The organism is Ottowia flava (genome assembly GCF_008017535.1).
Taxonomy (GTDB): domain Bacteria; phylum Pseudomonadota; class Gammaproteobacteria; order Burkholderiales; family Burkholderiaceae_C; genus Ottowia; species Ottowia flava.
On the sequence record NZ_VRUA01000023.1, the window covers coordinates 23,341 to 45,540 of the forward strand.

Annotated in this window: 23 protein-coding genes and 1 pseudogene; 11 read left to right on the plus strand and 13 right to left on the minus strand. The window is 60.2% G+C overall.

The window, feature by feature from the left end:
• Nucleotides 1–90: 90 nt before the first annotated feature.
• From FVQ98_RS17205 to FVQ98_RS19755, 5 genes and pseudogenes are all read left to right on the plus strand, one after another.
• Complete coding sequence (locus FVQ98_RS17205; RefSeq protein ID WP_147914685.1) at nucleotides 91–615, plus strand: pyridoxamine 5'-phosphate oxidase family protein; 525 nt, start codon at nucleotides 91–93, stop codon at nucleotides 613–615.
• Nucleotides 612–1,124, plus strand: a pseudogene (locus FVQ98_RS20345) (deoxyribodipyrimidine photo-lyase); the annotation flags it as partial. The gene FVQ98_RS17205 and the pseudogene FVQ98_RS20345, both read left to right, overlap by 4 nt.
• Nucleotides 1,125–2,304: 1,180 nt before the next feature.
• Nucleotides 2,305–4,572, plus strand: a complete 2,268-nt coding sequence (locus FVQ98_RS17215) for an ATP-dependent DNA helicase (RefSeq protein WP_147914687.1) — start codon at nucleotides 2,305–2,307, stop codon at nucleotides 4,570–4,572.
• Nucleotides 4,573–4,908: 336 nt separating this feature from the next.
• Nucleotides 4,909–6,537 (plus strand): NAD(P)/FAD-dependent oxidoreductase, encoded by a 1,629-nt coding sequence (locus tag FVQ98_RS17220; protein ID WP_187265784.1) that lies wholly within the window; start codon nucleotides 4,909–4,911, stop codon nucleotides 6,535–6,537.
• Between the two features lie 100 nt (nucleotides 6,538–6,637).
• A complete protein-coding gene (locus FVQ98_RS19755; RefSeq protein ID WP_187265785.1) occupies nucleotides 6,638–6,775 on the plus strand; it encodes a hypothetical protein in 138 nt (45 codons plus the stop codon).
• Between the two features lie 400 nt (nucleotides 6,776–7,175).
• Here FVQ98_RS19755 and FVQ98_RS19760 read toward each other — a convergent pair whose 3' ends face one another.
• The 5 genes from FVQ98_RS19760 to FVQ98_RS17240 all read right to left on the minus strand — a co-directional run bounded on the left by FVQ98_RS19760 (nucleotide 7,176) and on the right by FVQ98_RS17240 (nucleotide 12,137).
• On the minus strand, nucleotides 7,176–7,586 hold the full coding sequence (locus FVQ98_RS19760; RefSeq protein ID WP_187265786.1) for a type II toxin-antitoxin system PemK/MazF family toxin: 411 nt from the start codon (nucleotides 7,584–7,586) through the stop codon (nucleotides 7,176–7,178).
• Nucleotides 7,583–7,864, minus strand: coding sequence for a hypothetical protein (locus tag FVQ98_RS19765; protein WP_187265787.1), 282 nt, complete (start codon nucleotides 7,862–7,864; stop codon nucleotides 7,583–7,585). The genes FVQ98_RS19760 and FVQ98_RS19765 overlap by 4 nt, the downstream gene beginning before the upstream one ends.
• 184 nt (nucleotides 7,865–8,048) lie before the next feature.
• A complete protein-coding gene (locus FVQ98_RS17230) occupies nucleotides 8,049–8,687 on the minus strand; it encodes a hypothetical protein (protein ID WP_147914690.1) in 639 nt (212 codons plus the stop codon).
• 150 nt (nucleotides 8,688–8,837) lie between these two features.
• Complete coding sequence (locus FVQ98_RS17235) at nucleotides 8,838–9,104, minus strand: hypothetical protein (protein WP_147914691.1); 267 nt, start codon at nucleotides 9,102–9,104, stop codon at nucleotides 8,838–8,840.
• Between the two features lie 66 nt (nucleotides 9,105–9,170).
• Nucleotides 9,171–12,137, minus strand: coding sequence for a Tn3 family transposase (locus FVQ98_RS17240; RefSeq protein WP_147914692.1), 2,967 nt, complete (start codon nucleotides 12,135–12,137; stop codon nucleotides 9,171–9,173).
• A 175-nt stretch (nucleotides 12,138–12,312) separates the two neighbouring features.
• Here FVQ98_RS17240 and FVQ98_RS17245 point away from each other — a divergent pair, with 175 nt between their 5' ends.
• The 3 genes from FVQ98_RS17245 (at nucleotide 12,313) to FVQ98_RS17255 (ending at nucleotide 15,027) form a co-directional block, all read left to right on the plus strand.
• The gene (locus FVQ98_RS17245) at nucleotides 12,313–13,683 is read left to right on the plus strand and encodes a TrkH family potassium uptake protein (protein ID WP_255507837.1); all 1,371 of its coding nucleotides are present in this window, start codon (nucleotides 12,313–12,315) and stop codon (nucleotides 13,681–13,683) included.
• The gene (locus tag FVQ98_RS17250; RefSeq protein ID WP_187265788.1) at nucleotides 13,673–14,371 is read left to right on the plus strand and encodes a potassium channel family protein; all 699 of its coding nucleotides are present in this window, start codon (nucleotides 13,673–13,675) and stop codon (nucleotides 14,369–14,371) included. Before FVQ98_RS17245 ends, FVQ98_RS17250 begins: the two co-directional genes overlap by 11 nt.
• Nucleotides 14,372–14,469: 98 nt before the next feature.
• Nucleotides 14,470–15,027, plus strand: coding sequence for a recombinase family protein (locus FVQ98_RS17255; RefSeq protein ID WP_147914694.1), 558 nt, complete (start codon nucleotides 14,470–14,472; stop codon nucleotides 15,025–15,027).
• 184 nt (nucleotides 15,028–15,211) lie between these two features.
• Here the strand turns inward: FVQ98_RS17255 and FVQ98_RS17260 are convergent, their stop codons facing one another.
• A complete protein-coding gene (locus FVQ98_RS17260) occupies nucleotides 15,212–16,153 on the minus strand; it encodes an SOS response-associated peptidase family protein (protein WP_147914695.1) in 942 nt (313 codons plus the stop codon).
• Nucleotides 16,154–16,190: 37 nt separating this feature from the next.
• Between FVQ98_RS17260 and FVQ98_RS17265 the strand changes: the two genes are divergently transcribed.
• Both FVQ98_RS17265 and FVQ98_RS17270 read left to right on the plus strand, forming a co-directional pair.
• Nucleotides 16,191–16,613: a LexA family protein gene (locus FVQ98_RS17265; RefSeq protein ID WP_036595172.1), complete on the plus strand. Its 423-nt coding sequence runs from the start codon at nucleotides 16,191–16,193 to the stop codon at nucleotides 16,611–16,613.
• A 1-nt stretch (nucleotide 16,614) separates the two neighbouring features.
• Nucleotides 16,615–17,913 carry a Y-family DNA polymerase gene (locus FVQ98_RS17270; RefSeq protein ID WP_028603762.1) on the plus strand — a complete coding sequence of 433 codons (1,299 nt, stop codon included), beginning with the start codon at nucleotides 16,615–16,617 and terminating at the stop codon, nucleotides 17,911–17,913.
• Nucleotides 17,914–17,968: 55 nt separating this feature from the next.
• On the opposite strand, the gene FVQ98_RS17275 is transcribed toward FVQ98_RS17270, so the two are convergent.
• From FVQ98_RS17275 to FVQ98_RS17305, 7 genes are all read right to left on the minus strand, one after another.
• Nucleotides 17,969–18,574, minus strand: coding sequence for a hypothetical protein (locus tag FVQ98_RS17275; protein ID WP_147914696.1), 606 nt, complete (start codon nucleotides 18,572–18,574; stop codon nucleotides 17,969–17,971).
• An 81-nt stretch (nucleotides 18,575–18,655) separates the two neighbouring features.
• A complete protein-coding gene (locus tag FVQ98_RS17280) occupies nucleotides 18,656–18,883 on the minus strand; it encodes a hypothetical protein (protein WP_147914697.1) in 228 nt (75 codons plus the stop codon).
• The gene (locus tag FVQ98_RS17285; protein ID WP_147914698.1) at nucleotides 18,853–19,086 is read right to left on the minus strand and encodes a hypothetical protein; all 234 of its coding nucleotides are present in this window, start codon (nucleotides 19,084–19,086) and stop codon (nucleotides 18,853–18,855) included. The genes FVQ98_RS17280 and FVQ98_RS17285 overlap by 31 nt, the downstream gene beginning before the upstream one ends.
• A 34-nt stretch (nucleotides 19,087–19,120) precedes the next feature.
• Nucleotides 19,121–19,519 carry a type II toxin-antitoxin system VapC family toxin gene (locus tag FVQ98_RS17290; protein ID WP_147914708.1) on the minus strand — a complete coding sequence of 133 codons (399 nt, stop codon included), beginning with the start codon at nucleotides 19,517–19,519 and terminating at the stop codon, nucleotides 19,121–19,123.
• Nucleotides 19,520–19,530: 11 nt separating this feature from the next.
• A complete protein-coding gene (locus tag FVQ98_RS17295) occupies nucleotides 19,531–19,863 on the minus strand; it encodes an antitoxin (RefSeq protein WP_147914699.1) in 333 nt (110 codons plus the stop codon).
• A gap of 140 nt (nucleotides 19,864–20,003) precedes the next feature.
• Nucleotides 20,004–20,306, minus strand: coding sequence for a helix-turn-helix domain-containing protein (locus FVQ98_RS17300; RefSeq protein ID WP_028603766.1), 303 nt, complete (start codon nucleotides 20,304–20,306; stop codon nucleotides 20,004–20,006).
• The gene (locus tag FVQ98_RS17305; protein ID WP_147914700.1) at nucleotides 20,290–20,673 is read right to left on the minus strand and encodes a type II toxin-antitoxin system RelE/ParE family toxin; all 384 of its coding nucleotides are present in this window, start codon (nucleotides 20,671–20,673) and stop codon (nucleotides 20,290–20,292) included. Before FVQ98_RS17305 ends, FVQ98_RS17300 begins: the two co-directional genes overlap by 17 nt.
• A 1,006-nt stretch (nucleotides 20,674–21,679) precedes the next feature.
• Here FVQ98_RS17305 and FVQ98_RS17310 point away from each other — a divergent pair.
• Nucleotides 21,680–22,165, plus strand: a complete 486-nt coding sequence (locus tag FVQ98_RS17310; RefSeq protein ID WP_147914701.1) for a DUF6876 family protein — start codon at nucleotides 21,680–21,682, stop codon at nucleotides 22,163–22,165.
• Nucleotides 22,166–22,200 lie beyond the last annotated feature (35 nt).

The following is a 22,200-nucleotide window of genomic DNA, read 5'->3' on the forward strand; positions in this document are numbered from 1 at the left end:
AAGTCTGGCGGACCGTGCTCGAGTGCGAAACACTCCTACGAGCGCAGTGCTCGCACCGGGGTGTAATGCTTGTTTTGGAAGGAGAACACCATGGCCGACGCTGACAACCAACCGCGCAATGATCTTTCCGGCAGCAATGCTGGCAAGAAAATTCGTGAAATTGCGAAGGACACTCGCACCTGCATGTTCCATACAGACGTGACCAACTTTCCTGGCGACAGTAGACCGATGTCGCTGCAGGAAGCCGATGAAGACGGCACGTGCTGGTTCATCAGTTCTACGGACAGCGAAAAAAACAGGGATATCGCCAAGGACGATCGAGTTGTCTTGACCTTTCAGAACGAAGGCAAGATGTCTTACCTCTCTCTGTCGGGCACGGCAACCATCCACAAGGACAAAGGCACAATTGATAAGTACTGGACCGACTTCGCCAATGCGTGGTTCGACGGTAAGGACGATCCACGAGTATCCATTCTGAAAGTGGTGCCCAGGGCTGGCCACTACTGGGAGACAAAGAATGGAAAGATCGTCGCCTTTGCCAAAATGAGCTTTGCCGCCCTGACTGGCAGTGACGTGGATGACGGCGGCATCGACGGTGCATTGAAACCTCAATGACCGGAAGTCGACGGGTCACCACATTGGTGACCCGAGAAGCCAACCCGGATGCACGCTTCGTTCTGGCATGGGTTCAGCAAACCCTCAGGGCCGACAACAACCCTCTTATAGAGGCAGCGCTAGCGCATGCCAATCGGCGTGGGCTCCCGTTGCTCATCTATCACGGCCTTCGACAGGATTACCCACACGCGTCAGCCAGACTGCATCGGTACATCCTGGGCCTTTCTGCGGAAATGAGCAGGGCGCTGAACCAACGCGGTATACGCTGCATTCACTACGTAGAGCGGCCTGGACACCAGGTGCGTGGACTGGTCTACCGGCTGGCCCAGCATGCAGAGGCAGTTTTTACCGACGAGCATTTCGCCTTTGTACCGAGAGACCAGCTCGCCGCATTTGCACAACACTCGCCTTGCAGTGTGCATGCGGTCGACACCTCGAGACTTGTACCCACTCGCTACATCCCTGAAGGAATCAAGAGTACGCGCGGATTTAGAGCGGCCCACCAGGCGCTGCGCGCTGACTGGTTAGCAGAAACGATGACGGTTTGTACCCCGGTACGTGTAGGGGAGTCGCCTTATCACGGGGCGCTGCCTTTTACACCTGATGCACTTGAGTGCGCCACCGAATCCGAGTTAGACCAGCTAACTGCTTGCTGCCCGATCGACCAAACAGTACGCCCGACTCCTACCCACCCGCCTTCGAGAGCCATTGCATTAGATCGTTTGAACTATCTTGCACAACACGTGCACAAGTATCCTAGCACCCGGAACAACCCCGCAATTTCGCTTGGCACCTCCGAGCTTTCTCCCTACCTCCATTTCGGCGCAGTCGGCCCGAGCGAAGTGGTGAAAGCTATCCAAGACGGTCCCTCAAGCACATCGGAACAGTGGAAATTTCTTGACGAGATGCTCACTTGGCGGGAATGGGCACACTACTTGTGCAAGGAGAGGCCGCTGCTTTCGCATTTCTCAAGCATCGCTAGAGCCACCTTGGACACCCTGGATCGGCATCGAGAAGATGTCCGCACTGAAAGGCAGCCGCTTGATGCGTTGGTTCATGGCTGTACCCCTGATCCTGTGTGGAATGCAGCACAACGACAGTGGCTCGAAACAGGGTGGATGCACAACAACCTTCGCATGTACTGGGGGACTCAGCTGCTGCGCTTCACCGAATCACCCGAGCACGCCTGGGCCTTGGGGTGCTATCTGAACGATCGCTTTTCCTTAGACGGTCGCGACCCCGCTACGTACATGAATCTGCACTGGTGCATGCAATATGCGAAGTGGCCACGCGAGCAGCCCATCTACGGGTTCGTTCAACGAAGGTCTTCTTCCTCACTCCTAAAGCGTCCAGGCTTTCGTGAGTGGGTAGCCCAAGCCAATGCGTTGAACATTTCGCGAGTGAGGGTGCCCGAGTGGGATGAGATCTTGACCCTATATGCCTCTGAAACCCGCTAGCGCGGAGGTATTGGAGGATGCTATTGGGTGTGCATATGGCCTCATGCGACCGCACCATAGTTGGCTACTGTCGTTTGTGAAGGCGTTCATGCACAGGCCGCGGCAGGTGGGCTGTCCCGCAATATGCCTGTGACCACGTGCAGCTGCTTGATGCTGAACCTCAACATTGAGGCGACCCCAACGACACCCAATTCCTCAGAGCCGTCCTGGTAAGTAGTCACAAAATCAAGTCGTGAAAATTTCAGTGAAAGCGCTCTGCGCCTTTGGAGCGCGTAGCGGTGATTTGGACCATCGCTTCACACCTGCGCCAACTGCGCTCGATGGTGTGCGGGGCCACCAAATCATCGCTGCCAGGCGCGATGCAGACCACGCGTCAGAGGTCGCTTTGACCGGCCACTACGGCGACCTAATAATACGGGGTCGAGCAGACGGTGTGGGTCTCAGCCCACCTTGCGTTGAAGAAGTCAAGACGCACCGTGGCCCGATTCAACAGATCCCTCCGAACCAGACTTCTATGCATTGGGCACAGGCCAAGGTCTACGCCCACTTGCTGTGTAGTCAACACGTGCTATCTGCAGCCGACGTCCGGTTGCTGTACTTCGATCCATTCCGCGATCGGGAGACCCCTCTCACTCAGCACTGCAGTGCCGACAACCTTCGCAGGGAGTTCGAAGCTCTATGCGCGCGGTTCATGAATTGGGCAAAACAGGAAGCAGCACACCGTACTGCTTTGCTGCAGGCTTTGCATGAGCTCTCTTTTCCCTATGCGATGCGCGCTGGCCAACGAGAGCTTGCCAGGCAAGTGTTTATGGCCGCACGTAGGCGCATGGTATTGCTGGCGCAGGCCCCTACTGGAATTGGCAAGACTCTGGGCACGCTATTTCCGATGCTGAAAGCAATGGCCGAGGAGCATGTCGACAGAATTTTTTACCTTACCCAAAAAACCACCGGTAGAGCCCTGGCGCTAGATGCGCTGGACCGACTCAAGTCGAATCAGCCAGGCCTGCCACTCCGGGTTGTCGAACTGGTTGCCCGAGAAACGGCTTGTGTTCACCCTGAGTCCGCCTGTCACGGTGAGTCTTGTCCACGGGCAAAAGGCTTTTACGATCGTTTGCCTGCGGCGCGGCAGCAGGCGGTCCAGCAGGCTAGGACGGTTACCTTGCGTGGGTCCGCTGTGGCCCACATTGCCGAAATCCACAACATATGCCCGTACTACTTGACCCAAGAGCTTGTGCGATGGGCCGATGTGGTGGTGGCGGACGTTAACCACTGGTTCGACAGCAGTGCTGTGCTATACGCACTAACGCAAAGCGAAGACTGGCGTGTCGGGCTTCTGGTGGACGAGGCGCACAACCTGGTCGATCGGGCGCGTGGGATGTACTCAGCGTCACTGTCCAGCCGAGATCTTCAAGCCTTCCGCGGTCAGGTACCGCCGCCGCTCAAAGCGGCCGTGACGCGACTGCGCCAGCGGTGGAACGTACTGCAAGAGCGCCACTCGATCGGTTTCACCGAAATTGAGCCTGACGCTTGTTTCTCGGAAGCCCTGCAGCAATTTACCTCCCGTGTGACGGACTACTTGGCTGAGCATGCCGATCAAGTGTCCCAGGCTGTGTTTGACCTGTACTTTCCGGCTCTGCAGTTGACACGACTGGCGGAAACATTTGGCGACCACTCACTGTGCTACATCAACCGGCAGGGCGGTGCGTTGACCAAGGTAGCGACGGGGGAACTGGCCATCCGCAACGTAGTCCCCGCGCCATACACAACGCCGAGGCTGGCAGCGGCCGCAACGGTGGTTCTGTTCTCGGCCACCTTGCAGCCGCAGGCTTACTATGCTGACCTGCTGGGATTACCGAGCAATCATGTCTGGCTGGATGTGCCGTCGCCGTTCGACCCTCAACAGCTTCACATTCGGCTGGTGTCAGTTTCGACCCGATGGGGAGATCGTGCGAATTCAGTGGAGCCTATCACTGAGGTAATTGCTCGACAGTACGACGAGCGACAAGGCAACTATCTCGCGTTCTTCTCGAGCTTCCATTACCTAGGACAGGTTGTTGAGCATCTACGGCGGATGCGGCCCGACTTGCCCATTTGGGTGCAGGAGCCTGGGATGACAGAAGCAGCTCGCCGAGCCTTCATCGACCGATTCGAGCCTCAGGGAAGAGGAGTAGGGTTCGGTGTGCTCGGTGGAGCATTCGCTGAGGCCATGGACCTCCCGGGCTCGAGGTTGATCGGAGCGTTCATTGCGACCTTGGGTCTTCCGCCGGCGGAGCCGTTACAGCAGGCTATGCAGGGTCGCATCGATGCGCGCTGGCCTGGCAGAGGTTATGACTACATGAGTTTGGTGCCAGGCGTGCGCAAGGTGGTGCAAGCGGCAGGTCGCGTCATTCGAGGAGAGTTCGATGAGGGGGTGCTTTACCTCATCGATGATAGGTTCAAGAGCGTTGCTGCGAGGGGATTGCTGCCCGCGTGGTGGCGAACATCGGGTTCCAACCGGTAATTGTTCGGATGGCCGGGCGTCCCTCGGCGCCGCCTTGGTGCCTGAATTGGCCATGAGATAGCCGCTGTATCGCTGGTTGTGCCGTGGATCAGCGCAGTCTTCAAAGGTCACATCGAACGATCCTGCTTCAGCGTCGCGAACTCACGCCCAAAGCCCAGCCCCTTAAAATTGGTGTCGTGCACGATTCAGCGCAACTACCATCACGTGCAACCTCGATCAGCATCTGCCCGATATTGGTGGGATGATGTCTACGCTGGCCACAGACCATGATGTGCGCCGCCGTGAGTGCTTTGGTCCGCATTTCATTTGGATGGATCTTGGAAGGAATTGCCGGTTTTGGCACTGAAAGACTGCACCCCGCACGACGTCTGCATCCTAGGCGGCGGACTGGCCGGGCTGACGCTGGCATTGCAGTTGCGCCAGCGCATGCCTGATCTGCGCGTGCAGGTGCTGGAGCGGCGCAGCGGCGAAGCGCCACAAGCCACCCACAAGGTCGGCGAGTCGACGGTGGAAATCGGCGCCCACTATCTGGCCCACGTGCTGGGTCTGCGCGAGCATCTGGACACCCGGCACCTGCGCAAGTTCGGCTTCCGGTTCTTTTTCAACGACGGCGCGGCCGATCTCTCGGCCTGCCCCGAACTCGGTCCCAGCCAGCACCTGGCCGTGCCGACCTACCAGATCGACCGCGGCCGGCTGGAAAACCACCTGGCCGAACGCGCACGGGCGCATGGCGTGGCGCTGCTGTCCGGCGCCACCGCGACGGCCTGCGACCTGGACGCCAGCGGCGCTGCCCACCGCGTGAGCTGGCGCGACGATGAAGGCGGGCAACGTCTGACGCACGCGCGCTGGATCATCGACGCCACCGGCCGCGCGGGCCTGCTCAAGCGGCGGCTGCAGCTGGCGCGCGGCAACGGCCACGCGGCGTTCTCGGTCTGGTTTCGCATCGGCAGGCATCTGCAGCCCGACCGCTGGGCCGGCGCGGGCGGCGGCACCCCCGATCCGGCTTGGTTCACGCGCTGCGGCGTGGACCGGCGCTGGCTGTCGACCAACCACCTGTGCGGCTCGGGCTACTGGGTATGGCTGATTCCGCTCGCTTCGGGTTGCCACTCGATCGGCATCGTGGCCGATCCGGCGTTCCATGATTTCGAGGCCCTGAAAACCTACGATGGCGCGCTGGCCTGGCTGGCGCGGCATCAGCCCCAGTTGCATGTCGAGTTGCGGCAGCCCGGTAGCGCACCGCTGGACTTCGCGTTCCTGCGCAGTTTCTCGCACGACGCGCGCCAGGTCTTTTCCGAGCAGCGCTGGGCGCTGGCGGGCGAGGCCGGTCGTTTTCTGGACCCGTTCTATTCGCCGGGCAGCGACTTCATCGCCATCGGCAACGGCTACATCACGCGCCTGGTCGAGACCGACCGGGCCGGTGGCGACCTGCGGCGATCCGCGCGGCTGTATGAGCTGCTGTTTCGCAGCTTCTACGACAACATGCTGCCGATCTATCAGGGTCAGTACGCGCTGTTCGGCTCGCCCTGGGCGATGTCGCAGAAAGTGGTGTGGGACTACACCTATTACTGGAGCGTGCTGGCGCCGCTGTTCTTTCACGTCCGGCTGCACGACGAACGGCTGCTGGCCGACGCGGCCGCCGACCTGCAGGCCTGCGCCCAGCTCAACCAGGCCATGCAGCGCTGGCTGCGCGCCGCCGTCGATGTGCAAGGCACGGGGATGCCGCGCGTGCCGAAGTTCCACGACCATACCCGCATCGACTGGTTCCGACGCCTCAACGCCCGTCTGACGCAACCCGCCGACGGCCCCGACGTGCGCCGTCAGTTGGCCGAGGCGCCGCGAGCCATGGCGACGCTGGCGCGCGACATGCTGACTCTGCTGCCGGGAAAAGAACTGCCAGCTGAGGCGGTACCGCGCGCGCGCTTGGCTGCGTTGGTGACGCGTTGGACCTCGGAACGAGCGCTCTAAAACGCGGAAGGACGAGCTTCCAGTGGCAAGGTCATTATGAGCGCGTCACATTTTGCACGGCGTTCCCGACACTGACACAAATTCTCTCTTGATCGTGCGTATGGAAACTGAGCCCGAACGCCCACCCACCACAGACGAAGCGGCCGGCATGGCCTGGTGGAACTCGCAAACCGAGCTGGTGCGCGAGTTCTGGTTGCGGGTGGCCAATTCGGCGCGTGCTCCGGATGCCTGGGTGTGAGGTGGACATAGGTCTCCTTGAGTGGCGCACAGCGCCGGTTGAACATTCAAGGAGATGGTGTCGCGAACGGAATGCGCTGAATGGGTCCAATGCTGACCATGATTTCTCCAGTTGCCCGGCGGGCGGTTGAACATCACTGGAGATGGCGGCGCTGCAAAAGGCGCGGCGCGCAAGAATCCGCCGGCACCGCGATCGGGCTGGCGAGGCCGCTCAGCCTCTTGATCGCACAGCGTCAGTGCGAGAGGTGCGGCGCATTCAAAGTTGGGCCCTAACTTTGAAAAGAAGTCAGCCTAAATTTGGCTTCTGCCGTTCGTGTTTTCACACACTTCCAGCAGCCGGCGCAGGCCAAAAAAAAGCCCTCAGGTGAGGGCTTTTGTGGATCAGATGAGACTAGGTCTCGTCAGTTGACAGCCTGGTGGGCTGCAAAGAATCGCCGGACCAAGCTCGCGTGAAGCGTGCCCAGTTTCGGCGTGTTGCCATGGGGTCGATGTGGCGGAGCCTTGAACCAAGGTTCTGACCAATCGAGTTCCATCATCGACGCGAACTGAAATTTCGTGTCGAGCGTGAGCCCAGCTTGCTTGTAGGCCGCCGGATCCATCAGTCGCGTGATCGTCGCCTCGCCGGCGTACAAGTGATCCAGGCCTTGAGAGGTACCCGGAACAACGTGCACGACGGTGGTGTTGTCGCCGAACTCCTCCACCGAGATCACCAACGCTGGTCGGGCTTTTGGGCCTGGCCATTGCCGGGATTGGTTCTCGGGGAAGTTGCACCACACGATGTCACCAGGCTCTGGGGACTTCCAGGTGATCACGTCCCGAACAGGTGCTTGATCTTGCGAGGGGGACCTACCGGCCTCCTGCTTGTCTCGTTGGCTTCCTGCTGCAGCGCTTTGGTCTGCTCGGGGGTCAACGGGCCGTCGTCCGGCTCGTACATTGGGATGGTCTCCTGTGCCATTTTGGCGAGTGCCAGGTGAATGAGCGCGGTCTCGTTCAGGCCGGTGGCTTCCGCCATCTGCTTGACCGTTTCCCGCGTTACGCCGGTTGGCGTGTCCTGCTGCTTGAAGGCGAGAAGGATCTGTGATTTGGCCATGATCAGCTCCTGTATATATATTTGATATATACGCGAAACCGACGCGGGCCGCAACAACTTCTTGCATAGCCACTCCTACCGCCTTGAAGGCGCGTTGAACATGAAGGAGATGGCGGTGCCTGGATAAAACCGTCAAGCTGGCTGGAGCCAAGAAAAAGCCGCCAGTGAAGGCGGCTCGGATCGGTCATGCTGCAACAGCATCAGGCTCAGCAGCCGGCACCGCGGCGATCCAGGCCGGCACGCAAACCTGCTCGTTCGTGCCGCGCGTTGGCATGACGATGGCGAACGCTCGGCTGTCGATCAACATCATGCCGGGTGAATCGGTCCCGTTGTGCGAGAGATCGCTGCGTGACTTGAAGGGCGGCTTGGTGCCACGGTTGATGGCATCTCGCGCGGCGTAGACAGCAGCAAGATGATCAGGCTGAAAGTAACCTGCCTGCCCCGTCGTTCGCGCTGGAACAACGCGACGCCAATCGCGGTACTCGCCGGCAACCTCGAACGCGGACTTGTCGTTCACAGTGACCGTTCGCAGACCTTTGCGGTTGTGCTCACTCTTCTCGTTTTGGGTGACCGTGATGGCCACGAGGCCCTTGGCGGTCGGCGTGATTTTTGCGATGAGCTCGCGAGGCACGACGACTTGAGCCGACGGCATGGATTCCGCGCCGATGTGGTGTGCGAAGAGCGCGTGGCCGTCGGTCGTGACCAAGAACGCGCCTTGCGGGCCAGTTTCGATCAGCGCGCCGTTCACCCAGTCGCGGATGTCGGTCTTGCCCATGCACTGCACGGCCGCGGCGACGTATTTGGGTTCGATGAAAATTTTCATTGGATCTCCTGCTTGGGGCGTTGCCCCGGTTGAACATGCAGGAGATGGCGGACGGCGAAATACTGGGGAGTTGGTTCGAGTGGCCGAATCTGCGCAGTCGCGTCTCGACCACGCACAGTGCAGTCGCCGATCTAGATCGTGGTGGTTAGCTCAGCTCCCAAAATTCGTCGTCGGGCCCGCCATCATCTCTTTCGTAGTTCTCACGAAGAGGTAGCCCTTGTTCAGGTCAGTGAGCATGGACAGTAGCGAAAGACATAGCGTGCGCAGCTGCTGCGCGTCGGACGTTGCTTGCGGAGCCGTTGCAGCCTCCGCGCCTTCGTCCATGACGGGGATGTCGAAGTGCTTGGCCAGATCCGCGAATCGCGCCGGCACGGTCGGTGTGTATTGAGGGTCCGTGGCGAGGTTGTCGCCGTCCACAACGCACACATCGGCATGAGGGTCGGCTATGAAGGGGTCGTCTCAGAAAACGGAAAAGATCGTACGCTAAGACCTAGAGAGCGGCCGTAGCGGCCTGAACTTGCCCGCGCCGATCTTGGCGCTGCTGCGCCAGAGGTAATCGCCGGTCAGGTTGATGTGCTCCCAGCCCAGCGGCGACAGGTACTGCAACAGCGCGTCATCGACCGCATGGCCGTGGCCACGCAAGGCAAGCGCTGTGCGCTCCAGGTAGACGGTGTTCCACAACACGACAGCCGCCGTCACCAAGTTGAGGCCACTGGCCCGGTAGCGCTGCTGCTCAAAGCTGCGGTCGCGGATTTCACCCAGGCGGTTGAAGAACACGGCGCGGGCCAGCGCGTTGCGCGCCTCGCCCTTGTTCAGCCCGGCATGCACACGGCGGCGCAGCTCGACACTTTGCAGCCAATCCAGGATGAACAGCGTGCGCTCGATGCGCCCCAACTCGCGCAGTGCCACAGCCAGGCCATTCTGGCGAGGGTAGCTGCCGAGTTTTCGGAGCATCAGCGAGGCTGTCACCGTGCCCTGCTTGATCGAGGTGGCCAGCCGCAGGATTTCATCCCAATGGGCGCGGACATGTTTGATGTTGAGCGTGCCACCGATCATCGGCTTGAGTGCGTCATAGACGGTGTCGCCTTTCGGGATGTAGAGCTTAGTGTCGCCCAGGTCGCGGATGCGCGGCGCGAAACGGAAGCCCAGCAGGTGCATCAGCCCGAAGACGTGATCGGTGAAGCCCGCTGTATCGGTGTAGTGCTCCTCAATGCGCAGGTCGGATTCGTGGTACAGCAGGCCATCGAGCACGTAGGTCGAGTCACGCACGCCGACATTGACCACCTTGGTGTGGAACGGCGCGTACTGGTCGGAGATGTGGGTGTAAAAGGTCCGTCCTGGGCTACTGCCATATTTCGGGTTGATGTGCCCCGTGCTCTCGGCCTTGCTGCCGGTGCGGAAGTTCTGGCCGTCCGATGATGACGTGGTGCCGTCGCCCCAGTGCTCGGCGAAGGGATGCCGGACCTGCGCGTTCACCAATTCGGCCAGCGCCGTCGAATAGGTTTCGTCGCGGGTATGCCAGGCTTGCAGCCAGGCGAGCTTGGCGTAGGTCGTGCCGGGGCAGGACTCGGCCATCTTGGTCAGGCCCAGGTTGATCGCGTCGGCTAGGATCGTCGTCAGCAGCAGGTTCTTGTCCTTGGCCAAGTCGCCCGATTTCAGGTGTGTGAAGTGCCGGGTGAAGCCCGTCCACTCATCCACTTCGAGCAGCAGTTCGGTGATCTTGACGTGCGGCAGGATCATCGCCGTCTGGTCAATCAATGCTTGCGCGGTGTCGGGCACCGCCGCATCGAGCGGCGTGATCTTCAAGCCCGACTCGGTGATGATGGCGTCGGGCAGGTCGTTGGCCGCCGCCATGCGGTTGACCGTGGCAAGCTGCGTTTCCAGCAGCGTCAGCCGGTCGTGCAGGTATTGGTCGCAATCGGTGGCCACGGCCAGCGGCAATTCGCTGGATTGCTTGAGGCTGGCGAACTTCGCGGGCGGCACCAGATAGTCCTCGAAGTCCTTGAACTGGCGCGAACCCTGCACCCAGATGTCGCCCGAGCGCAGCGAGTTCTTGAGTTCCGACAGCGCACACAGCTCGTAATAGCGCCGGTCGATTCCGGCGTCGGTCATCACCAGCTTTTGCCAGCGCGGCTTGATGAAGCCGGTCGGCGCATCGGCGGGCACTTTGCGGGCGTTGTCGGTGTTCATGCAGCGCAGTACCTCGATTGCCTCCAGCACGTCCTTGGCGGCGGGTGCGGCCCGCAGCTTGAGAACGTCAAGGAAATCCGGCGCGTAGCGGCGCAAGGTGGCATAGCTCTCGCCGATGCGGTGCAGGAAATCAAAGTCATCGGGCTGGGCGAGCTTCTGCGCCTCGGTAACGCTCTCGGCGAAGGCATCCCAGGACAGGACGGCCTCGATGGCGGCGAACGGGTCGCAGCCTGATTGTTTGGCATCGATCAGCGCCTGGCCAATGCGCCCGTACAGCCGCACCTTGGCGTTGATCGCCTTGCCGGATGCCTGGAACTGTTGCCGATGCTTGTTTTTGGCCGCGTTGAACAGTTTGCCCAGAATGCGGTCGTGCAGGTCGATGATTTCGTCGGTGACGGTGGCCATACCCTCGATGGCCAGTGCCACGAGGGTGGCGTAGCGTCGTTGAGCCTCAAACTTGGCCAGGTCGGCAGGCGTCATCTGGCCGCCCTCGCGGGCAATCTTCAGCAGCCGGTTTTGGTGAACCAGCCGCTCGATGCCGGGTGGCAGGTCGAGCGCCTGCCACGCTTTGAGGCGTTCGATGTGTTCGAGCATGTGACGGGAGTTCGGCTTGGCGGGCGACTGGCGCAGCCAGGCCAGCCAGGTCGTTTTGCCGTTGTCGCGGCGCTTGAGCAAGTCGTCGAGACGGCGGCGATGTGCGCCCGACAGCGGTTCGGCCAGGGAATCGTAGATGCGTCGGTTGGCGCTGGTGATCGCTTCGGCACAGACACGCTCGACAACATCCAGCGTCGGCAAGATGATGTGTTGGTGCCGCAGGGCGTCGAGGACGCTGCTGGCCAGCACAATGCCCTTGTCGGTCTGCAAGGCCAAGTCGGTCGTGGCGAGGACTGCGTGGCGATAGTGCGCCAACCCGAACGGCTCCATGCCCAGGTACGCCCGCAGTTCGAGCAGATGCTCGCGCCGAGTTTCCTCCCGCTCGGCATACTGCGGCCAACATGCCGGATCGAGCCGCAATTGCCGCCCGATCCATTGCAGCAGCGGCATTTGCACCGTCGCGTCAGGCAGCAAGCCCTGACCGGGAAAGCGCAGCAAGCACAACTGCACCGCGACACCCAGGCGGTTGGCGTCACCGCGCCGCTGGCGAATCAGTGACCGGTCGGGCTCGCTGAACGTGTAGTGCCGGATGAGCTCGTCTTGGGTATCGGGCAACGCCAACAGGCTTTCGCGCTCGGCGGCGGAGAGGATCGAACGGCGGGGCATGCGGTTTCCTTATTCTTGAAAACGTCGGTTTGTGATAAGCCAGTCAAGGCAACCGGCGCGGGACGAGAAATCAAGGCTCTGCAGTTCTCGAAAACCTTTCTTGAAACCATATTCTCAATCCCTTATCATCTCAACGAGTTTCGATAACAAAACGGCGTCGGCATAGCAAATCCGCATGCAAGCGCACGACGCTGATGGCCAAGAAAAAACGAGCCGAATGAAATCCTTACTTCATCCCACCAGGGCCGTGGCCTTGGGCTTCCTCATCGCGATTTTTGTGGGCACATCACTCCTGATGCTCCCCTTGTCGCATGCCGAGGGTCAGGCAGCGCCATGGTTGGTGGCCTTCTTCACGGCTGTCTCGGCCGTTTGCGTGACCGGCCTGGTTGTTGTGGATACCGGCACCTACTGGTCGACCTTCGGTCAGTCCGTCATCATGGTCCTGTTCCAGATCGGCGGTTTCGGCATGATGACCGCAGCCACCTTGCTCGGATTGATGGTCAACCGCTCGTTGCGGCTGCGCACGAAGCTGATTACCCAGGTTGAAACCCATACGCTGGGTCTGGGCGACGTCTCCAGCGTGGCCAAGTTGGTGCTCGTGGTGACATTCGTCGCGGAATTGGTGGTCGCTGCGTTTCTGGCTCTCAGGCTGCACTTCGGGCATGACCTGCCATGGACAGAGGCCCTGTGGAGCGGGCTGTTTCATGCCGTTTCAGCGTTCAACAACGCGGGTTTTTCCATTCACCCGGACAGCTTGATGCGGTACGCCACCGACGCCTTGATTCTGTTGCCGGTCATGATGGCGATTGTTGTGGGGGGGATCGGGTTTCCGGTACTACATGACCTGCGGTTCAAAGTCCGGGATCCCCGTCACTGGTCGTTGCATACCAAGCTGACGCTGCTGGGCACCGGCATTCTGCTGATCACAGGTTTTGTCGCCGTGCTGATGTTCGAATGGACGAATCCCAAGACCCTTGGGGTGATGTCGATGCCAGAAAAATTGCTTTCAGCCGCTTTTGCCTCGGTATCAGCGCGAACAGCCGGATTCAACTCGATAGATATCGGCGCACTCACCCATGAGAGCTGGGCGCTGCACTACTTCTTGATGTTCGTTGGCGGCGGCAGCGCGGGAACGGCTGGGGGTGTCAAGGTCGGAACAGTCGCCATCCTGGCCCTGCTGGTCATTGCCGAGATTCGTGGGCACAGTGATAGCGAGGCTTTTGGGCGCCGGGTCGGCCCTTCGGCGCAACGTCAGGCGATCACGGTGCTCGTGCTCGGCAGCGCCATGGTCGTGCTCGGGACCCTGGTCATCCTGCGCACCACTGACTTCCCAACCGATCAGGTCATCTTCGAGGTCATCTCGGCGTTCGGCACGGTCGGTCTTTCCACAGGAATCACAGCCGAACTGCCTGCATCAGGTCAGCTCATGCTGACCTTGCTGATGTACTTCGGCAGAGTAGGAACCATCACTCTCGCTGCGTCGTTGGTATCGGGCGAGCGACGCATGCCTTACCGTTATGCTGAGGAGCATCCAATTGTTGGCTAAATTATTTACAGAGCAGTTCGCTTTTTCAAAAGGCGACAGTGTGGTGGTCATCGGTTTGGGGCGATTTGGCAGCGCAGTGGCCCAATCGCTCATGCGACTAGACCACGACGTCATGGGGATCGACAGAGACTCGGAGCCAGTCCAATACTGGGCGGACCTATTGACCCACGCAGTCCAGGCGGACTCGACCAACGTAAATGTCATGCGCCAACTCGGCGTTGCCGATTTTTCCCATGCCATCGTTGGCATCGGGACCGACCTCGCCGCCAGCCTGATGACCATCATGGCGCTCACCGAGTTGGGCATCAAAGACATCTGGGTCAAGGCGATGACGACAGAGCACGGGCAGATCGCCCAACGCATCGGTGCCCATCATGTGGTGTATCCAGAGGCGGACATGGGTGAGCGGGTGGCGCATCTCATCACCGGACGGCTGATGGACTTCATCGAGTTTGATGATGGGTTCGCCATTGCCAAGATTCACGCGCCGGCACCCACGCACAACCATGCACTTTCCGAGTCTGGTGTGCGCGAGAAATTCGGCGTAACGGTTGTGGGCGTCAAGCGAGCCCACGAAGACTTCCAGCACGCTACACCGAGCACGCGCGTCTTGCCTGGCGACATGTTGATCGTCTCGGGACCGACTTCGAAGATTGAGTTGCTTGCGGGCGGCAAAAAGAAGCAATGAAACCGTATCGCTTCTACCAACACGCACAACCGACTTAGAGACAGAATCTTTCAAAGGGAAGGCATGATGATCGCCAAAGATGCTGCGAGACGGCCACAATGCTAATTGGCTATGCCCGTGTTTCGACACAAGATCAGAATCTTGAGTTGCAACGGGATGCTTTGACCAAGGCCGGGTGCAAGAGGGTATTGGAGGACAAGGCGAGTGGTACGCGTGCCGACCGGCCGGGTCTGGCCAAGGCGCTGGAAATGCTGCGCGAAGGCGACACCCTGGTGGTCTGGAAATTGGATCGACTGGGGCGAAGCGTCAAGCAACTGGTCGATCTGGTCGGCGAGTTGCACAAGCAGGGTGTCCAGTTCAAGAGCCTGACGGACGCCATCGACACTGGCACGCCATCGGGCCGATTCTTCTTCCATGTCATGGCCAGTCTCGCCGAAATGGAGCGCGAGCTGATCGTCGAGCGAACCCGCGCCGGGCTGGCTGTCGCCCGCCAGCTTGGCCGCAAGGGCGGTCGCAAGCCCAAGATGACTGATAGCAAGATCGTGTCAGCCAAAAAGCTGCTGGCCAGCGGCGTTGCGCCCAAGGACGTAGCCAAGAACCTGGGCGTGTCCATTCCTACGCTGTACCGCTGGGTGCCAGCCTCAACGCGCGCTTAGCGTACGATTTTTTCCGTTTTCTGAGACGACCCCTATGAAGTCGGCGACACCGCCGATGACGTACACGAATACGCGGGGTTGATCTCTCAGGGACATGGCTTCTCCTGTTTCGATGCTGGGCATCGTGTTGAACATGAGAGAGATGTCCAGAGGAAGGAAAAGCCACCGTGGGTGGCTCTGGGGGTCAGGCTGCTAGCTTGTGGGCGTAGTACGCCGGCGCCTTGTCATCGAGCAAGGCGTCCAGCTCCTCCAGGCTGCGGCCCTGGGGTGTCAGCCAGGCCTGGACGTTCTCGGGTCTCAGCTGGACGATGCAGCGATCGTGGCCAGCTGCTGCAACCTCGGGGGGAGGCTCGTCGGTGATTGCGGCGAACGACCAGAGGTCGTCTTCATCTGAACCAGCCGGCGGCATCCAATGGGAGTACAGGCACGCTACGAGCATGTCTTGTGCTGGCTCTGGCTGGAACTCAAGCACCACGTTGCTGCCATCGCGCGAGACGTTCTCGTAGAAACGGGTCACGATCATGACGCCATGGGTCGCACCAAACTGCTGATTCCAAAATCCCCGCAAGTTGTCACGCCGGGCGTTGTACGTTCCTGGAAAACGAGTGTCGTAATTGACCGGCTTGCCGGCCGGCCGACACTGGTAGCGCATGGGCCTGACGATGGGCTCACCGTTTTCGAACATGAGCACCGGCGCCCACCAGCCCGGAAAAATTCTGCTGTCCCCGGCGCTCAGATCCTCGCGTTGGAGGCGCTTGAGCTTGGCCAGCGCCTGCTCAATTTTGGTGGTCGCAATCCGTTCATCGTCGGCGGCCTTTTTGGTCGGCTTGTTCTGCAATGAGCGCTGTGCGTCAGCCAGGCGCTGCCGCTGCTTGAACAGATCTTGCTCAGTCTCGACCTTCTGCGCCGCATCGAACTCCTCGATCAGCGCACGGATCTCGGCCAGGTCTTGAGCGTGCGACTTTGCGAACTGCGCGTCCATGGCCTTTGGCGTTCGCAGCACGGGCTTGGGCTTGCTCTTGCGGCGCAAGTACAGCTCGAAAAAGTCCTTGATGGACAGGCGTGACTTCGGAAACAGGTTTTGGAACGCCTTGAATTCCGCACGCACAGCAGCAGAAAAACACATCACATCCCCCTTGTGCCGGGCGTAAACTACTGTGATTATGCACAGTGTTACACCCATAGCAGACAAGCCTTGCATCTTGACATTGGTGCCGGCCAGCGTTCACGCGGGCTTTCCGTCGCCGGCCGAAGACCATGTGGGCAAGCCTCTGGATCTCAATGACTTGCTGGTCACCCATCCACAGGCCACGTTTATGCTCAGTGTCGCGGGTGACTCCATGGTCGAAGAAGGCATTGACGATCGGGACATCATCGTGGTCAACCGGGCGATCAAGCCACGTCATGGCCACATCGTTGTCGCCATTCTCGATGGCGAGTTTGCGGTCAAGAAACTGTACCAACGCGCGGGCCGCGTCAAGCTGCTCGCAGGCAATCCGACCTACCCACCCATCATCCCCGGTGATGGCCAATCGCTGGTGGTATGGGGTGTTGTCACCAGCAGCATCACGCGCTTTGCGATCTAGCATGTATGCGCTTCTCGACGCGAACAATTTTTACGCCTCCTGCGAGGCTGCGCTGCGGCCGTCCCTGATTGGGCGGCCCGTGTGCGTGCTCAGCAACAACGATGGTTGCGTTATCGCAAGGTCAGAAGCCTCAAAAGCCATGGGCGTGAAGATGGGACAGCCGTACTTTGAAGTGCGGCATCTCGAAGCTGAGGGCCTGGTGTTTCTGAGTCCGAACTTCACGCTGTATGGATCCATGTCCGATCGCGTCATGAGTTTGGCGGCCGCGCTGGGGCCCAGCATGGAGCGCTACAGCATCGACGAAGCCTTCGTCTCCCTGCACGGTGTGCGCGGTGACCAGACCAAGAGAGCGCGAGCCATTCGAGCCAGAATTTTGCAATGGACGGGCATTGCTTGCGGCGTTGGAATCGCTCAAACGAAGACTTTGAGCAAATTCGCAAACCACGTAGCGAAACAGGCCGATCGCAAGCCTGGGAGCTACCCGCGCGAACACGCTCAGGTGTGCAACCTGGGCGTCCTGTCGCGTGCAGACGTTGAGGAGTTGCTTGCTGCGACCGAGGTGGCTGAGGTGTGGGGTGTCGGCCGTCGCATCGGCGAGCAGCTGCGCGCCGACGGCGTGATGACGGCGCTGGATCTGGCTCGACTTGACCCAGCGATCGTGCGCAGGCGCTGGTCGGTCGTGCTGGAGCGCACGGTTCGTGAGCTCCAAGGCGAATCTTGCATCGAGCTGGAAGATGCGCCACCCGCCAAGCGCGAGATCGCCGTGACGCGCTCGTTTGGCCATCCCGTGACCGACGTTGAACCCTTGGTAGAAGCGGTCAGCACGTTTGCATCTCGGGCAGCTGAAAAGCTGCGCAAGCAGTCCAGCGTCGCCGGCCTGGTGCATGTGTTTGCTCACACTTCCCCTTTCCGACCAGGTCCTCGCTGGGCCCGATCGCTGTCGGTGCCGCTGCGCCGGCCAACAGCAGACACAGCCGAAATCACTGAGGCCGCTGTGATGGGTTTGCGCCTCATGTTTGAGCCCGGCTACATGCTGGCCAAGGCCGGGGTGATGCTGTGCGACTTGTCCAGCGAATTACATCAGCAGTGCGAGCTGGACCTGGAAGTGGAAGCACCTGTTCGTGATCGCAGCAAACTCATGAAGGCCATGGATCAGCTCAACACGCGGTACGGCCGGGGCACACTGCAGGTTGCTGCGATGGGTCAACAGAACCAGCTGCAGGCTTGGCAGATGCGCCAGGAGCGGAGGACACCGCACTACACGACAGACTGGCGGCAGATCCCGATCGCGCGGGCCTAGAGCGCTTCGCCAAAAGAAAAACCCCGGCAGCAAAAAGCTGCGCGGGGTTGGTTGTTCAGTGGTCGTCGACCGGCGGTTCAATCGTGTCGGTGCGGTACTCGGCCAAGAGCTCAACGGCTTCATCACCATGCGCGGCCAGCACATGGACCGAGCCTGTCGTTGCGGTTTCCCAAAGGGCCAACAGATCGTCCACTTCGATGACTTCACTTTCGATGTAGTAACTCTCGTGCTTGCGCATGTCAGATGCCCAAAAGGAGCCCGAAGAGGCGATCACCAAGGCACCACCTTGCAAGCGGTACTCGTCCGTTTCAGGACCCCACCAGCCACCGAACGAAATTGAGGCTTCTGCGAGTGCCAGGGACTGAATCGCCTCTCGAACGGATTTGATTTTTTCGATCAGATCCACATCGACATCGAACGAGCAATAGGGCGGCGGATCGCCTAAATCCAACGTCGCATGCGCCGGGGTGAGCACGGTGAACTTGTGCTCCTTCCACTCTGGGTTGAACTCCGACCGCCCGCAGTTTCGGCACAAACAGCTTTCGTTGTAGATCTCCGAACCTGCACGCCACTCGCCTGCTGCTCCGTCGAACTCCAGCGAGCCATCGGCCACCAATTGGTTGCTGCCGCAATGCGGGCAGACTGGTCTTTCCTTTTTCATGGTCACTCCTGATCCATGGTTGAACATGGTCAGAGATAGTGGCCAGCGAAAACCGCTTCTCGACGGCGCGAAATGGCCGCTTCAGGCTCGCGGATGCCTTAGCGGATGGGCGTACATCCCGTCGCCAATTGGGTCATCGCCCCAGTTGATGAACGCGTCAAGATTGGCTGCGAGAGGGTGGCCACCCACCTCGCCAGGTTTAGCTTCATCTTTGTCAGCGTAGCCTTTGGCACCGGACTCGTCACAGTAGAGGAATACCTTGCCCATAGCCAGCTCGTTCAGTTTTCCGGTTGCCTGGTGTTGCTCCATACAGCCTTCATGTGCTCCATCCACTCAGGGCCGACGCGACCCACGGCGTACACGATCGAATCGCCTGGACACAGTTCGCGCATACGGCCACTGGCCAGGGCGACATACAGCCGTTCGCCTGTCGAGAGCACGCCAACGCGTTCGTAGTTGCCATCCCATGCTTCACGCGCAATCTCGTCCAGTCTCAAGAGTTCGTTGCTCATCGTCGTTCCAATCGTTGGTTTGGGTCTGGCCGCCTCATGCTTGCGCGGCATACCAGTTCTCAATTCGCAGGCCCGCCACGCGGCTGAACTCACGCACGTTTGCCGTCACCAGCGTGAGGTTCAGCGACAGCGCGTGCGCCGCGATCAGGCCGTCGTAGGCGCCGATCATTTGGCCATCGCGCGCCAGGTAGGCGCGCAAGTGGCCGAGCTCGCTCGCTGCTGTGCGGTCCCAGGGCTTCACAACCGCCACCTCCAGGAACGCATGAACCAGCTCCGCCAGGCGCGCGGCAGCGGGCTTCTTGGCCAGGCCGTAGAGGTGTTCGGCCGCGGTGACGGCCGAGATGCACCAGCCTCCCGGCGGCAAGTCGGTGAGCCTGTCTTTGATGACCAGGTCGCCGCGCAGTGCGGCACTGGTGACGTTGGTGTCGAGCATATAGAGCAGGCTCACCGAGTGCCCTCACCTTCTGCTGTGCCAGGTCCCTCTGTCCAGGCCTCGAACGGATCGCGAGGGACTTCGGTGGGTTGATCGCGTTCGATTAGGAAGTCGTCCAGCCCTTCGGCGCGCAGCTCGTCGCGCATGCTCTCGCGCAGCGCTAAGAAACTCGCCCAGCTTTTTCGCACGACCGGCGAGAGGACCACATCGCCGCTGCGCGGGTCGCGGTGGATCAGCACTTCCGAGCCTTCAAAGCGGAACTCGGCCGGCAGGCGCACGGCCTGGCTTCCGCCGGTGACAAACAGGCGCGCGGTTTTGGTGGGCGGATGGGTGCGTGTGCTCATGAGGCGCTTCCTGTGCCCACGGGTGGGCATCGTAGGCAGAGGTGTGAAGTATCTACGTTCGTAGATACATTGACAAGATGAGCGCGAAAAAAAGCCACCCGAAGGTGGCTGTGGATCAAATCAAAGCATGCCAGCACCCATTAGAGGATGGCCTGCAGGCCTTTGTCGGCAATGATGTTCAGCAGCTTGAGTGCTGGACCCGTTGGATGGGTTTCGCCTTGCTCCCACTTACGCACCGTCGATGCGGTTGTATGCAGGTGCAGGGCAAAGACCGGCTGGCTGAACTTCAAGTCCTCTCGAAGGCGCTTGATGTCTGCGGCATCCAATTCCCGCACCGGCGGCGGGCAGATAGCATCGAACTCGCGCATCGTCACCTTGTCAATCGCGCCAATCTCCACGAGTGCGGCCAGGTCGCCACGCAGTGACTCAATGATCTTGCTCACAATGCACCTCCGCTAAAAAACCCGACTCCAAGGCCTTCGACAAGCCCTCGCGGGTCAACTCCAGAAACGCCTTACCGGCAAATTGCAGCGCTTTCCTCTCCTCCTGCGTGATGTTCGCCTTGTCGCTTTTGGGGAACCCATGCAGGAACACGTATCGATCGCCCATCCTGGCCGACAGCAGCGTGCGATAGCCACCGCTTTTGCCACCACCTGACCGAGCTACACGCTTTTTGTAGAGAAAGCCTCCCAAGTCGGCGTCGATCAGGCCCATCGCCATTTCCTTGACCGCGTTGCATAGCGCGGCATCCGGCAATTTCTCACCTGCCTGCCAACGCGCAAAGTCCTTCCGCTTGAAAACGCTCGTCATTTCGAATTTGAAGTATACCCGTAACGGGCATACTTCGTCTTATCTAGTGGGTTATCCATGGAATTTCCTTTGGGCAGTGCCCTGGTTGAACATGACCAGAGATGCCGCGAAGAGGAAAAAGCCACCCGAAGGTAGCTGGTCAGTGCACTGAGACAGGGTGTTGTTGAACCAGGAAACATTTCAACGCCAGCGCACTGCGAGGGGCGCTCTCTGCGCAGCCATTTGCACCGCTTCTGAGAAAGTTTGCCCGACTTCTTAGAACCTACATGTGCTGTAGGTTCTCAAAAGACTAGCGAATCATGACAAGAAGGATCAACAGGATTTGCACGATCTTTGAGAAAACAGATCTCGACTCTTCTCATGTTTATGCAAATTTCCTACAGGTCGTTTGCTATTGGGTGAAATCCAGCTTGCACATGCGTTGTCAAGGCATCGCTTTTGCGGGTGCGGAACGCCATTGAACATTGCCGGACAGTCAACGCTAGTAGTTGATCTGTCTAACTCCTTTTTCTGGCACGCCAATCGGTCATGGTTGGGCGCGCCACTTGACCTTGGTTTGTGTCAATTTTTCGCCACTGAATGTTGGTTTGTGTTTCTGCCACTACGTCCCCCAACCTGCCCGGCCTTTCCCAACCGCCTCGTGCTAGAGAAGTAGGAATAGCGGGCGCAGGACCTAGGCCTTGCGCCGACATGCAATATCACCGCTCACGTCACGCATGGTCCACCTCCTGGCCGCGCAGGCTGTCGTAACGCGCCGTGTTGGCCAGCGGCGGCGTGGCCATGTGCACAGTTGAATCGCTGAAAACTGAATTGCCGCCAGTAGCCACCTAACTCCTTGTCCGGCCTCGGCTTTTTAGGCGCTCCGGATAAACCAAGCGTATTGTCATCAAAAAACAGCACGGATGATAAGATAAGTTATCAACCCATGTAAAAGAGCTTGACGGGCGCACATCCCCTGGTGGAAGATGGCCTGGCGGGCGCAAAAGCGCACGCAGGGAGACACACCATGGACACCACCGAAGACCTCGCCGCCCTCCTCTCGCAGCACACCAACAGCGAGCAGATCTACCACCACCCCGACGTGGCCAGCTTTTGCTACACCGAAGGCGCCAAGGCGTTCTTCCAGCACGCCGGCGCCGGCGCGGCCTGGCTGCGCGATCTGCTGGCCACCAACGCGCGCGTGCGCGACGGCGTCATGGCAGCGCCCTACCCTTGCAAGGTCCTGATGATCGTGACCGACTCACGCAGCCGCGCCGACGCCGGCCAGAGCCTGGGCAGCGGCCAGCGCTCGGCGCTGATCACCGTCAGCGAGGAGCTGGAGTGGGACTACATGTGCGATGACGAGCACGCCGGCCTGGGCGTGCCGTCCTCGGTGTTCTTCGGCGCGGAGATCGATGACACCGACTGCCCGGTGGGCGCCTGGACGTTCTACCTGGCGAGCACCGACGGCCGCAAGGGCATGATCCTCGCGCTGGCCAGCGAAGTCGCCTAAAACCGATTCGCGCGCGCGAAACGGGATCTTGGGCC